A 12819-nucleotide genomic window follows, 5' to 3' on the forward strand; every position below is an offset into this window, starting at 1 on the left:
GAAATGCGGAGGACATGGCGAAGAAAGACGGGGCCATCGAGGTCGAAGGCCGCGTAGTCGAGCCGCTCCCCAACGCGATGTTCCGCGTCGAGTTGGAGAACGGCCACAAGGTCCTGGCACACATCAGCGGCAAGATGCGGCAGCACTACATCCGCATCCTGCCGGAGGACAGGGTTGTCGTGGAGCTCTCGCCCTACGACCTCTCTCGTGGTCGCATCGTCTACCGCTACAAGTGATCACGAAGAGCAGCTGACAAGCAGGAGCAGAAGACGTGAAGGTCCAGCCGAGCGTCAAGAAGATCTGCGACAAGTGCAAGGTGATCCGCCGTCACGGCCGGATCATGGTGATCTGCGAAAACCTGCGGCACAAGCAGCGGCAGGGCTGATCGCCCGCACTCGACCAGAGTGGATTGACGTTACACAACCTCCCCGCACCTGCCGGTTCACGCGTGAACCGGTTCACCCCCGGGCTTCAGGCCGGGGCCGGGACACCCGAAGCGCAAGCCGAGGGCACGACAGGCGAGTCGGTCCCGGAACCGGACGGGGAGCAGACCTGAAGAAGAAACCGAAGAAGGAGCATCAGCGCCAATGGCACGACTCGCTGGCGTAGACCTCCCCCGCGAGAAGCGGTTGGAGATCGCGCTTACCTACATCTACGGCATCGGCCGTACCCGCTCGAAGCAGCTCATCAAGGCTGCCGAGCTCAACGCGGACACCCGCGTCAAGGACCTCAGCGATGACGACCTCGCGAAGCTGCGTACGTACATCGAAGAGAACTTCAAGGTCGAGGGTGACCTTCGCCGTGAGGTGAACGCCGACATCCGTCGGAAGATCGAGATCGGGTGCTACGAGGGCCTTCGCTGGCGCCGCGGACTTCCCGTCCGTGGTCAGCGCACCAAGACGAACGCCCGCACCCGCAAGGGTCCGAAGAAGACGGTCGCCGGCAAGAAGAAGGCTGGCAAGAAGTGAGCGTCCAGGGCAAGAAGGTCGTGCAGATGGGTGGCGTGCACCGCCGCGGCTCGGCTTGTGTCTCGCCCAAGGCGCTCTACGCCCGCCCGATGGCGCTCCGCAACCTGTACACCGACGCCGGTTCGATCATCCGGCGCGGACAGGCCGAAGCGGTCGCCGCTCACCAAGAGAACGCGCGCTAACAGGAGAACCCTCAGAACATGCCACCGAAGTCTCGTACTGCGGCTGGGGCCAAGAAGGTCCGCCGCAAGGAAAAGAAGAATGTCGCGCACGGTCACGCGCACATCAAGAGCACCTTCAACAACACCATCGTCTCGATCACGGACCCGACCGGTGCCGTGATCGCGTGGGCGTCGAGTGGTCACGTGGGCTTCAAGGGCTCGCGCAAGTCCACCCCGTTCGCCGCGCAGATGGCCGCCGAGAACGCTGCCCGCAAGGCCGCCGAGCACGGCATGAAGAAGGTCGACGTCTTCGTGAAGGGCCCGGGTTCGGGCCGCGAGACGGCGATCCGCTCGCTGCAGGCGGCCGGCCTCGAGGTCGGCACCATCCAGGACGTGACCCCGCAGCCTCACAACGGCTGCCGCCCGCCCAAGCGGCGCCGGGTCTGAGGAACGGGGAGGAGTAAGAAGAAATGGCTCGTTACACCGGCCCCGCGACGCGTATTTCGCGTCGCCTCAAGGTTGACCTCATCGGCGGCGACCAGGCTTTCGAGCGTCGCCCCTACCCGCCGGGCCAGCACGGCCGCGGGCGCATCAAGGAGTCCGAGTACCTCCTGCAGTCGCAGGAGAAGCAGAAGGCTCGCTACACCTACGGCGTTCTCGAGCGTCAGTTCGTCCGGTACTACAAGGAAGCCGTCCGGCGTCCGGGCAAGACCGGTGAGAACCTGCTGCAGATCCTCGAGTCCCGCCTGGACAACGTGATCTACCGCGCCGGCATCGCCCGCACCCGCCGTCAGGCGCGTCAGCTGGTGAGCCACGGCCACTTCCTGGTCAACGGCCAGAAGGTGAACGTCCCGTCGTTCCAGGTCACCAAGTGGGACATCATCGACGTGCGGCCGAAGTCCATGGGCATGCTGCCGTTCGTGGCGGCGAAGGAGTCCTTCGGCGACCGCCCGATCCCGGCGTGGCTGCAGGTCGTCCAGTCCAACCTCCGCGTGCTGGTCCACCAGCTCCCGGAGCGCGCGCAGATCGACGTTCCGGTTCAGGAACAGCTGATCGTCGAGCTCTACTCGAAGTAGTCCGGCCCCGGCTGGAGTACGGGCGGCGGCGCAACAGGTGCGCCGCCGCCGCGCCATCCCTTCGACGTCATATGGCGGGCGTCGTCTGGAAAGGAACTAGGAAGAAATGCTGATTTCCCAGCGGCCGGCTCTCGGCGAAGAGACGGTCAACGAGACCCGCTCCCGGTTCACCATCGAACCGCTGGAGCCCGGCTTCGGCTACACGCTCGGCAACTCGCTGCGTCGTACGCTGCTGTCGTCCATCCCGGGCGCGGCCGTGACGAGCATCCGCATCGACGGCGTGCTGCACGAGTTCACCACCGTTCCCGGGGTGAAGGAAGACGTCACCGACATCATCCTGAACCTCAAGGAGCTCGTGGTGTCCTCGGAAGAGGACGAGCCGGTCACCATGTACCTGCGCAAGCAGGGCCCCGGTGAGGTCACGGCGGCCGACATCGTGCCGCCGGCGGGTGTCACCGTGCACAACCCGGATCTGCACATCGCGTCGCTGAACGGCAAGGGCAAGCTCGAGATCGAGCTCGTCGTCGAGCGCGGCCGCGGTTACGTTCCGGCCCTGCAGAACAAGCAGGCGGGCGCGGAGATCGGCCGGATCCCGGTCGACTCGATCTACTCGCCGGTGCTCAAGGTGACCTACAAGGTCGAGGCCACCCGTGTCGAGCAGCGCACCGACTTCGACAAGCTGATCCTGGACGTCGAGACCAAGCCGTCGATCACGCCGCGCGACGCGGTCGCGTCGGCCGGCAAGACGCTGGTGGAGCTGTTCGGTCTCGCCCGCGAGCTGAACGTCGACGCCGAGGGCATCGAGATCGGCCCGTCGCCGCAGGAGGCGGACACCATCGCCGCCTACGCGATGCCGATCGAGGACCTGGACCTCACCGTCCGGTCGTACAACTGCCTCAAGCGCGAGGGCATCCACACGGTGGGCGAGCTCGTCTCGCGCAGCGAGGCGGACCTGCTCGACATCCGCAACTTCGGCGCCAAGTCGATCGACGAGGTCAAGCTCAAGCTCGTCGGCCTCGGCCTCGCGCTGAAGGACAGCCCGCCCGGGTTCGACCCGACCGCGGCGGCCGCCAGCTACGACGGTGAAGGCTGGTCGGAGGGTGTCGGCAGCATCGCCGACGGGATTTCGGACGGCCACGACGATGGCCAGGACTACGCAGAGACCGAGCAGCTCTGAGGCCGTGTGCCTGGACGCTGTGAGCTGAACTAGGAGAACCAATGCCCACCCCTACCAAGGGAGCCCGGCTCGGCGGGTCGTCCGCGCACGAGCGGCTGATCCTGGCCAACTTGGCCACGCAGCTGTTCGAGCACGGCAAGATCACGACCACCGAGGCGAAGGCCCGCCGGGTCCGCCCGCTGGCCGAGAAGCTGATCACGAAGGCGAAGCGGGGCGACCTGCACAACCGCCGTCAGGTGCAGAAGGTCGTCCGTGACAAGGACGTCCTGCACAAGCTGTTCGCCGAGATCGGTCCGCACTTCGCGGAGCGCGCGGGTGGCTACACCCGGATCACCAAGACGATGCCGCGCAAGGGCGACAACGCCGCCATGGCCGTCATCGAGCTGGTGGCCGAGAAGACGGTGACTTCGGAAGCCGAGCGCGCTCGCAAGACGAAGTTCGCCAAGGACGAGAAGGCCGCCGCCCCGGTTGCCGAGGAGACCGCCACCGAGGCGCCCGCCGCTTCGGAGGAGGCTCCGGCCGCCGAGGAGGCCAAGGCCGAGGAGACCACCGAGGCTCCCGCCTCGGAGGCGACCGACGCCGACGCCAAGAAGGACTGACGTCCTGACGGCCGATTCGACACCGGACGAGCCCGCCACTCCCCCCGGGGAGGGCGGGCTCGTTCGTCTGCGCCTGGACGTCTCCTACGACGGCACGGACTTCTCGGGCTGGGCCCGGCAGCCGGGCCGCCGGACGGTCCAAGGCCTCCTGGAGGAGGCACTGCGGAAGCAGCCGCCCGGGTCCGCCGTGCCGAAGTCGGTCGTCGTGGCGGGCCGCACGGACGCCGGCGTGCACGCGACCGGCCAGGTGGTCCACGTCGACGTGGTGCCCCTTTCCGAGCCCTCAGGCCGCATTCCCGTGTCTCCCGAGGGCATCCCGGACCTGACGCGCATGGTGGGCCGGTGGAACCGTCTCCTGCCGGGCGACGTGCGCGTGCTGGGTGCCCGGATCGCGCCCGAGGGCTTCGACGCCCGGTTCTCCGCGATCCGCCGTCACTACCGCTACCGCGTCTCGGACGCGCCCTGGGGCGTGGACCCGCTGCGCCGCCACGACACGCTGGCCTGGAACCGTCCACTGTCGACGGACGCGATGAACGCGGCGGCCGCGGAACTGCTGGGCCTGCACGACTTCGCGGCGTACTGCAAGCAACGCGACACGGGCACGACGATCCGCGAGCTGCAGCGTCTGGAGTGGACGCGGGTGGACGACCACCTGCTGGAGGTCCGGGTCTCGGCGGACGCGTTCTGCCACTCGATGGTCCGCAGCCTGGTGGGGGTGCTGCTGTTGGTCGGCGACGGCCGCCGCACCGACGCGTGGCCTGGGAAGGTCCTGGAGAGCGGCATCCGCGACAGCGCGGTGGCCCCGGCCCACGGCCTCACGCTCCTGGGCGTCGACTACCCGCCGGACGGCGAACTCGCGGCCCGCGCGGAGCAGACGAGGAACGTCCGCACCTCGCGCTAGCGATCGACGGAACTACCTTGCGCATCGGTCGCAAGGGCATGGCATCCCGCACCGCCCCCGGATTACCTTCTGGCGCGGCATTTCAGCCGACGGGAAGGGTGGGAACATGAATCGCAAGAAGGCCTGGTTCGCGGGCGCGGCCGCGGCGGTCACGGTGTCGGCCGGCACGCTGGTGCTGACCGCCGGACCGGCCGCCGCCGCGGGCTGCTCGGCGCCGGGGGACAAGTCCTGCGTGGCCACCACGTACCAGACCTCGGCCGTCCGGAGCATCCGCGTCAACGGAAGGTGCCTGACGGGCCCGTCGGGCCACCACCCGGACGTTCTCGTCGACCGGTTCGGCACACCGGACGTGCAGACGTACGCCGGGACCAGGTGTGAGAGCAGCAGCCACAACTCCGCGGCGGTCCGCTGGGGCAGCGAGGACGCCGAGCACTTCCGCTGGGTGCGGATCGCCTAGCGTCGCGGCCCACCGACGACGAAGCGGGTGGCTCCCCGAGAGGAACCACCCGCTTCCGGCTGTCCGAAGAGGACTCAGTCGCCGCGGCGGACCGGGCCGAGGAGCTGCTGCTCCTTGCCCGTCGTCACCAGGCGAAGCGGTCGCCAGAGGTTGCGGCCGAGGGCCACCACCTGGTCGTCCTTCAACGTCGTCAGCTGGCGCATCATCTGGGGCGGCAGCCGCCAGATGCGGGCCGCCAGCTCGGCCTGGCCGGCCGGGAGGCGCTGCATCAGCACCAGGTCGGCCGCGTTGGCCGTCGCGCCCGCCTGCGGGTGCAGGTACGGGAGCACGTAGACCGTCGTCTGCCAGGGCGAGCGGGGCGGGAACAGGTCCTGCGGGGTCGGGCCGCCGTCGGTCACCACCAGCAGCGGCGCGTCCTCCGACGGCCGCGGCAGCTCGACCGGCGACAGCCGGCGGATCTGCACCAGCGGCGAGGGCCGCCCGTCGCGGCTGCCCGCCGCCCGGGACAGCACCTGCCACTCGGTCGGGCGCCCGGTCGCGACCACGACCCACGCGCCGACCGCCATCGCCCGCATGGCCACCTGGCGGGCCAGGTACAGCCCGCCGACCAGCACGATCCGGGTGGGGGTGGAGCGCAGCGCCGAGATCGTCAGCGGCTCGCCCTTGAGGCCCGAGCCGAGCACGATGCCCCCGCGGTCACCCGACGGGCTGATCGCGTCGAGCATGGCGGGGTCGACCGTGAACTCCGGTGCCACGCCGCTGTTCTGCCCGGCGTCACGGACGCGGGAACTCATGCTGTGCCTCCGATCGGCAACGTCGCGGCGAACGCGGAAACCTGCAGCCCGCGCAGCGGCGTCAGGTCGACGCCCAGCCGCTCGGACAGTCCCTGCAGCCGCTGGTCGGCGGCGTCGAGCTCACGCGGGTTCCGCGCGCTCAGCCGGACGACGCCGCGCAGCCCGATCTTGCCCTCGTCGGACGCGGGCGAGATCGACATCGCGAGCGTGGCCGACAGCGCGCGGACGCTCGTCAGCGCGTTCAGGCTGCTGCTGACCTTGCCCTTCGGCCAGCCGGTGATGGCGTAGCTCGCGTGCCCGATGCCGGCCGCGGTCACACCGGACCAGCGCTCCTGCAGCGTCACCTTGGCGGGTGAACCGGCGACGGCGGTCAGCTCCGCGGCCGAGATGCCGGCGCGCAGCAGCTCGTCCGGGTCGAGCGGCCGCGTCGGCACGCCCTGGGACTCCAGCGCGTTGCGCACCCGCGACAGCGCGCCGATGAGCGCGCGGTGGGCGCCGACGACGCCGCCGCCGCGCTCCCGGATCGCCGCCGGGCACCGCTTCGGGTCGAGCCGGATCGCCACCCACGTCGTCCGCCGCGCCGCCGCGGGCAGCGGGCCCAGCACCTCCATGTAGGAGCTGAGCGCCGGCGAGTCCGACGGCAGCGCCGCGCTGCCCGGGTAGCAGTGCCAGATCATCTGGATGGAGTCGAGGACCACACCGCGGTCTTCGAGGCAGGGCGCCAGCGCCGACAGCGGCAGGCTCGGTGCCCCGTCCGCCTGGGTGATCAACGCCGGCGCCGGCTCGACGAGCAGCACCGCCGTCCAGGTGCCGTCGTTCCAGGCGAGCCCGACCTGCTGGCGTTCGTGGTCGACGCCGTGGGCCACGACGAGGTCCGGCACGGCGATGCGCAGCAGGTTCACCCGCGCGTCGTCCGGACCGGTGACCGTGGTCTCTTCGGCGGCCATGGCTTCGACGCTGCTGGGCGGCAGCGGGGTGGCGACGCGGTCGTGCGAGCGGAAGCTGTAGCGCAGCGTCAGGCCGACCCACTGGGTGAACCAGCGGCCGCGCCACCGCAGCAGCGCGACGATGAGGGCGAAGCCGACGATGCCGATGCTGACGTACTTGAGCGACAGGTTGATCGCGAGCAGCACGAGGCCGATCGCGAGGCCGACTTCGAGCACGACGAGGTTCGCCACGGGCAGCGGGCCGAGGGTGACGCCGGAGGAGCGCCGCCGCGCGGGCGGGGCCACCCGGGCCGGGCCGGGCGGGGGAGTGGCGGGACCGCTGTCGTCGGGCCCCTGAGGACCACCAGGGCCGCCGGGACCACCGCCGCCGGGACCGCCGGGGCCACCGCCGCCAGGGCCACCGGGACCGCCGCCGCCGGGACCACCAGGACCGCCGGGACCACCGCCACCGGGACCACCCGGACCGCCAGGGCCACCGGGACCGCCGGGACCACCAGGGCCGCCGCCACCAGGACCACCCGGACCGCCGGGACTACCCGGCCCACCCGGACCACCAGGACGTCCGCCAGGGCCGCCGGGCCCGCCTGGGCCGGGACCGGGGCCACCAGGACCACGAGGAGGCATGCCAGGACCACCGGGCGCGCCGGGAACACCACCGGGCCCACCAGGGCCGCCGGGAACGCCACCGGGTCCACCGGGACCGCCGGGTCTGCCCGGCCGCGGCGGCGGGCCCGGCGGACGGCCACCGGGCGGCGGGGGCCCGGGCGGGCCAGGCGGACGTGGAGGAGTGGTGACGGACATCCGCGCTTTCTCTTCCCCTCGTGCTTGCTGCGTACCCGGAAGCCGGGTCCCGGGGTGCCCGACACTAGCTTGAGTTGGTAGAAACCCCACACCAGACGGTCCCCGTACGGCTATCCTGCGGAACCGTACCGCGACGGGGAGAGCTGTAGGTCGAGAATGCCATCAACACCCACGACTAAGTCTCAGGTCCAGGCGTATCAGTTCGTCCTACGGCGGATGCAGTCGGCGCTGGTCCGCAGGGACGCCGTGATGCTGCACGACCCGATGCGCACCCACACGCGGGCCACGATCGTGGGCGTCGTGCTGGGCGCGCTCGGCATGATCGTCTTCGTCGTCTGGGGCCTGCTCAGCCCGGCGCCGTCGGTGCCCGAGGCCGGGAACATCGTGATCGGCGAGCAGTCCGGCACCGTCTACGTCGTGGCGGGCAACCCGAAGAAGCTCATCCCGACCTTCAACCTCGCGTCGGCCCGGCTCCTGCTGCTGGCGCAGCAGAAGCAGCCGGGCGCGGGCGGTGCGACCGGGGCACCCGCCCCGGCCCCGGCGAGCCCGGCGAGTGTGAAGAATCCCACGGTCGTTTCCGACGATCAGCTGAAGAACATTCCGCGCGACAAACTGACCGGAATTCCGGACGGTCCGCAGCTGATCCCGTCGGATTCCCAGCGTATTTCCCCCAATTGGGCGGTCTGCGACCAGGTTCAGCTCGACCCGTCGCTGCCGAACCCCGACACGGGCCGGACCAACACCTACGTTTTCGGCGGTATCGCGCCGAGCGGCCTCGGCGCCGAGCTGGGCGAGAACGAGGCGCTGCTGGCGAAGGCGGACAACGGCAAGACCTACCTCGTCTACCGGCTGCCGAGCTCCCGGAACCGGCCGAACGCGAACACCGTGCGTGCCGAGATCGACGTCGACAACCCGAACGACGCCGTCCGGACGGCGCTGCAGCTGCCGCCGTCGCCGCGGAAGATCACGCAGGGCCTGCTGAACGCGATCCCCGAGGTCGCGAAGCTGACCCCGCCGAAGATCGCGAACGGCCCGGCCCCGGCGGACTTCGACGGCCTGACCGCCGGCGACGTCTTCGCGACGCAGCAGGCCGGTCAGCGCGAGCTGAACTACTGGGCGATCACCACGACCGGCATCCAGCGGGTGTCCAACGCCGTCGCCGACATCATCCGCGTCGCGAAGAACGGCAGCTCCGGCAGCATCCAGACGCTGGGCCTCGACAAGCTCGCCGGCGTGCGCACCCTGCAGCCCACCGACCCGGACTACATCCCGGTCGACGACTTCCCGCGCTCGGTGCCGACGGTCCTCGACGCGACGAAGAACTCGTCGGTCGCGTGCCTGGGCTGGTCGCTGGTCGGGTCCGGTCCCGACCAGGACGCGCACACGTCGGTGTACGTCGACACGCAGCTGCCCGGCCAGAAAGCCACCGGCGACAAGTTCACCCCGATGGCAGTCACCACGCCGGGCCCGAACCGGGTGCCGCTCAACGGCTTCTACCTCAAGCCCGGGTTCGCCGCGGTCGTCCAGTCCGCCACCGGCAAGGCCAGCTTCGGCAAGGGCGCGATCCAGCTGATCTCCGACCGGGGCATCCGCTACAGCGTCCCGGACGCCCAGACCGCGGACGCGATCGGCCTGAACAACCGGCAGCCCGCGCCCGAGTCGATCATCGGCCTGCTGCCGACCGGGGCGTCGCTGAACACCCAGGACGTGCTGCGGCAGTTCGACGCGGTGCCGATCGACCCGAACGCCGGCGCGTACCCGACCCCGGCCCAGCCGCCGGGGAACTGAGCGGAACCGCCGTCCGGCGGCGGGCGTCCCACGCTCGTAGGTCTTTTTCGTGAGCGGAGGTGCCGTGGCCGGCTTGAGGATGGACGGCGTCGTCGTCGCCCGGTACGCCGAGACGGCGGAGGCCGCCGCGGCCGACCTGGACGCGGCGGCGGCCGAGGTCGGCGGCGACGTCACCGCGGAGTCCTACGGGACGCTGGGGGCGCAGATCGGCCTCGGCGAGTCGTACGGCCGCGCGGCGGGGGCGTTGCGGCGGCAGCTGGCCGACGGCGCCGAGGCGCTGCGCTCGGCCGCGGAGGCGCTGCGGCAGGTGACGGTCCGCCACGGCGGGCAGGACGAGGAAGCCGCGGAGCTGATCAAGCGGGCCGGGAGGCTCGAGGGATGACGACTTCGGTGCCGGTGCCCGCCGGCGAGGACATCACGGCGGCGGCCGAGCCGTACCTGGCGTACCTCACGGACCTGTCGGGGCAGCTGGGCGTGATCGACCCCGTCGAGACGTACTTCCGCCCGCTGCTCGGCCGCTGGGCCGATCTCGGCGCGGAAGCGGACCGCCTGCGCCAGGCCGCCTCGGTCGCGGCCGAGGTGTCGGCGCGCCTGGACGACCAGCTCGGCCGGCTCGACGCGGGCTGGGCGGGCCGCGACGCGGATTCGTTCGTCACCTACATCCGCGCGATCGGCGCGGCGGGCGGCGACCTCCGCGAGGCCCTCGAAACCCTGGCCGGAGCGCTGGACGAGATGGTGACGACCCTGCGGAACGTCGTCGTCGACCTGGTCGAGGTCCTGGTGGACGCGGCGGAGCTGACGTCGGAGACGATGCTGCTCCCGAGCGGCGGCGCCAAGCGGGCCCGGACACAGCTGCAGGAGACGCAGGACTCGGCGAAGGCCCTGCACGAGACGGCCCGCGACGTCATGGAGGCGTTCGACCGGCTGTGCAACGGCGTCGACGACCCGGACGCGGCCTCCCGCACGATCGAGATCCGGCACCGGTACCCGCCGGAGCGCTTCAAGCTGCACGACGACGCGCTGAACGAGGCCGGCGAGCAGGAAACGTCTGCTTCGGCCGCCTCGGCCGACGAAGTCATGACACCGTCGTCGGCCGCCGGCCCGGCGGAGGGGCGGCACACGGGCGCCGGCCCCACCGACCCCGACCACCCCGCGGACCCGCAGCCGGCACCGTCCACAGCGGACCGCCACAGCACGTCGGGTGGCGTCCCGATGATGCCGATGATGGGGTTCGGTGCCTTCGGCGGAGGCGGCCAGGCCCGCCGCCCGTCGAAGGCCCGCCCGGTGACGAAGTCGTCCGACCTGCTGGGCGAGCCCGGCCTGGTCGCCCCACCGGTGATCGGCGAGGACGAGACCGCGCAGCAGAAGAAGCCACCGGCCCCACCCGCGAAGTGACGAAAGGGGCATCACGCGTGATTCGCGGGGCATCTCGCGTGATCAGCGGGGCATCACGCCGATGCCCGCCCAATCACGCGTGATGCCCTTCCCAGCACGCGTGATGCCCGCTCAATCACGGGTGATGCCTCTTACCGCACGGGACGTCAGCGGCGGGTCGGGCCGGTCTGCTCCGGGCGGTTGCGGCGGATCGTGTGCATCACGAACAAGGTGATCAGCAGCGCGACCACGCCGCCGCCGGTGCCCGCCAGCGCCACGATCACCGGGGTCGGGCTGCGGTCGTTCGCCGGGGGCAGCTGGGCCAGCTGCGGGGCCGGGATCGGTGCCTGGTTGCCCACCTCCGACGGCAGGACCTGCGTCAGCGCCGCGACCGGGTCGATCACGCCGTAGCCGACGAAGTTGTCGCGGCCGCCCGGGGCCGCCGGGTGCTGGGCCGTCTCCTTGATCCGGTTGACGATGCCCTTCGCGTCGAGCTGCGGGTACTTGGCCTTGACCAGCGCCGCCAGGCCCGCCACGTACGGCGCCGCGAAGCTCGTGCCCTGGATTTCGCTGGCCTTGTCACCGTTTTCGAACGTCAGGTTCGCCAGGCTGCTGGACCCTTCGGCGGGGTCGAGCGAGATGATCCGCGTGCCGGGGGCCGCGACGCCGACCCACGGGCCGCGCACGCTGAACGGCGCCACGCCGCCGGACTCGTCGATCGCCCCGACCGAGAGCACGTCGTCGGCGAACCACGGCGGCGTCACGATCGTCTTCGGCTTCCGCGCGTCCGGCTGGTCGTTCTGCGGGCAGGTGTCCGTCGCGTTGCCGGCGGCGGCGATGATCACGATGCCGGCCTGCGCCGCGAAGTGCACGGCCGCCTGGACCTGCTGCTCGCCCTCGGTGATCGAGCCGGTGGCCGGGCGGCAGTTGTCGACCGACATGTTGATCACGTCGGCCTCGCGCCGGTCGGCGATGCCGCGGATGATCTCGGCCAGCGTCTTCAGCGTGCCCGCGGTGCCCGCCTTCTCCAACTGGCGGCCGCCGTTGGACTGCCCGGGTGACGTCCCGTCGCCTTCGGCGGCACCGCCGCCACCGCCCGGCGGCGGGCTGGTGCTCGACGACGGCGTGCCCCCGCCGGTGTTGCTCGCCGGCGGCGTCTGGGTCGACGTGTCGGGCTCGTAGTTCTCGCTCAGCTGGCGGTAGGACACGATCGTGGCGTCCGGCGCGACGCCGACGAACCCGACCTCGGGGTTGTCCGGCTTCGCGCCGATGATCCCGGCGACCTCGGTGCCGTGGCCGTCGCAGTCCTCGAGCCCCGGTGGCTGGCCCTTGGTCGGCGTGGCCACGTAGTCGCCGCCGGACTTGATCCGGTCCTGGAACCACGGGTGGCGCGTCACGCCGGTGTCGATCACCGCGACCCTGACGCCGCCGCCGGCACTGCCCGTGGCCGCCCGGACGATGTCCTGCGCCTTGGAGATCTGCAGGTACTCCTGGCCCCACGGCCGGTTCTTGATCTCGATGTTCTGGCCGAGGGTGCTGCGCTGCACGCAGCCCTTCGTCTGCTTGTACTTCTTGTCCGGCCCGCGCGAGTCGGGGATCAGCTTGCCGGGGTCGACCGGGGGCGGCGTCGCGAAGTAGCCGTCGGCCGGGGCGGTCTGGGCCTGCGCCGGGAGTGCGCCGGCGACCGAGGCCAGGACGCCGATCGTGCCGGCGACCAGTGCCGTCGTGGTCCGCCGGGCCGGGCCGAAGGAGCGTCCTGCTGCCATCCGAGATTCA

16 protein-coding genes are annotated in these 12819 nt (G+C 71.2%); 13 read left to right on the top strand and 3 right to left on the bottom strand.

Annotation, left to right across the window (positions count from 1 at the left end; all coding sequences use genetic code 11):
* Positions 1-14: 14 nt before the first annotated feature.
* From infA to I4Q55_RS12755, 10 genes are all read left to right on the top strand, one after another.
* Positions 15-236: a translation initiation factor IF-1 gene (infA, locus tag I4Q55_RS12710; protein WP_004558881.1), complete on the top strand. Its 222-nt coding sequence runs from the start codon at positions 15-17 to the stop codon at positions 234-236.
* Positions 237-271: 35 nt separating this feature from the next.
* Entirely contained in the window at positions 272-385 is a 114-nt protein-coding gene (gene rpmJ / locus I4Q55_RS12715; protein ID WP_004558882.1) for a 50S ribosomal protein L36, read from the top strand.
* 202 nt (positions 386-587) lie between these two features.
* On the top strand, positions 588-968 hold the full coding sequence (rpsM, locus tag I4Q55_RS12720) for a 30S ribosomal protein S13 (RefSeq protein WP_004558883.1): 381 nt from the start codon (positions 588-590) through the stop codon (positions 966-968).
* Complete coding sequence (locus tag I4Q55_RS12725; protein WP_004558884.1) at positions 965-1150, top strand: hypothetical protein; 186 nt, start codon at positions 965-967, stop codon at positions 1148-1150. Before rpsM ends, I4Q55_RS12725 begins: the two co-directional genes overlap by 4 nt.
* 18 nt (positions 1151-1168) lie before the next feature.
* Entirely contained in the window at positions 1169-1576 is a 408-nt protein-coding gene (gene rpsK / locus I4Q55_RS12730) for a 30S ribosomal protein S11 (RefSeq protein ID WP_004558885.1), read from the top strand.
* 23 nt (positions 1577-1599) lie between these two features.
* The gene (rpsD, locus tag I4Q55_RS12735) at positions 1600-2205 is read left to right on the top strand and encodes a 30S ribosomal protein S4 (protein WP_043781959.1); all 606 of its coding nucleotides are present in this window, start codon (positions 1600-1602) and stop codon (positions 2203-2205) included.
* Positions 2206-2311: 106 nt separating this feature from the next.
* Complete coding sequence (locus tag I4Q55_RS12740) at positions 2312-3382, top strand: DNA-directed RNA polymerase subunit alpha (RefSeq protein WP_091304679.1); 1071 nt, start codon at positions 2312-2314, stop codon at positions 3380-3382.
* A 41-nt stretch (positions 3383-3423) separates the two neighbouring features.
* Positions 3424-3981, top strand: coding sequence for a 50S ribosomal protein L17 (gene rplQ, locus I4Q55_RS12745; RefSeq protein WP_206787585.1), 558 nt, complete (start codon positions 3424-3426; stop codon positions 3979-3981).
* Between the two features lie 73 nt (positions 3982-4054).
* A complete protein-coding gene (gene truA / locus I4Q55_RS12750) occupies positions 4055-4882 on the top strand; it encodes a tRNA pseudouridine(38-40) synthase TruA (protein WP_242545908.1) in 828 nt (275 codons plus the stop codon).
* A 106-nt stretch (positions 4883-4988) separates the two neighbouring features.
* Positions 4989-5339, top strand: coding sequence for a hypothetical protein (locus I4Q55_RS12755; RefSeq protein WP_206787587.1), 351 nt, complete (start codon positions 4989-4991; stop codon positions 5337-5339).
* Between the two features lie 74 nt (positions 5340-5413).
* Here the strand turns inward: I4Q55_RS12755 and I4Q55_RS12760 are convergent, their stop codons facing one another.
* Positions 5414-6133, bottom strand: coding sequence for a hypothetical protein (locus tag I4Q55_RS12760; protein ID WP_206787613.1), 720 nt, complete (start codon positions 6131-6133; stop codon positions 5414-5416).
* Positions 6130-7311: a type VII secretion protein EccE gene (gene eccE, locus I4Q55_RS12765; protein WP_206787621.1), complete on the bottom strand. Its 1182-nt coding sequence runs from the start codon at positions 7309-7311 to the stop codon at positions 6130-6132. The genes I4Q55_RS12760 and eccE overlap by 4 nt, the downstream gene beginning before the upstream one ends.
* Before the next feature lie 726 nt (positions 7312-8037).
* On the opposite strand from eccE, the gene eccB reads away from it, so the two are divergent.
* The 3 genes from eccB (at position 8038) to I4Q55_RS12780 (ending at position 11064) form a co-directional block, all read left to right on the top strand.
* The gene (gene eccB / locus I4Q55_RS12770) at positions 8038-9669 is read left to right on the top strand and encodes a type VII secretion protein EccB (protein ID WP_206787631.1); all 1632 of its coding nucleotides are present in this window, start codon (positions 8038-8040) and stop codon (positions 9667-9669) included.
* Positions 9670-9733: 64 nt separating this feature from the next.
* Positions 9734-10051 (top strand): hypothetical protein, encoded by a 318-nt coding sequence (locus tag I4Q55_RS12775; RefSeq protein WP_307793195.1) that lies wholly within the window; start codon positions 9734-9736, stop codon positions 10049-10051.
* Positions 10048-11064: a WXG100 family type VII secretion target gene (locus I4Q55_RS12780; RefSeq protein WP_206787635.1), complete on the top strand. Its 1017-nt coding sequence runs from the start codon at positions 10048-10050 to the stop codon at positions 11062-11064. Before I4Q55_RS12775 ends, I4Q55_RS12780 begins: the two co-directional genes overlap by 4 nt.
* Positions 11065-11210: 146 nt before the next feature.
* Here the strand turns inward: I4Q55_RS12780 and mycP are convergent, their stop codons facing one another.
* Complete coding sequence (gene mycP, locus I4Q55_RS12785) at positions 11211-12809, bottom strand: type VII secretion-associated serine protease mycosin (RefSeq protein WP_206787646.1); 1599 nt, start codon at positions 12807-12809, stop codon at positions 11211-11213.
* Between the last annotated feature and the right edge of the window lie 10 nt (positions 12810-12819).

The sequence above is a fragment of the Amycolatopsis sp. MtRt-6 genome, assembly GCF_017308975.1.
GTDB lineage: Bacteria > Actinomycetota > Actinomycetes > Mycobacteriales > Pseudonocardiaceae > Amycolatopsis.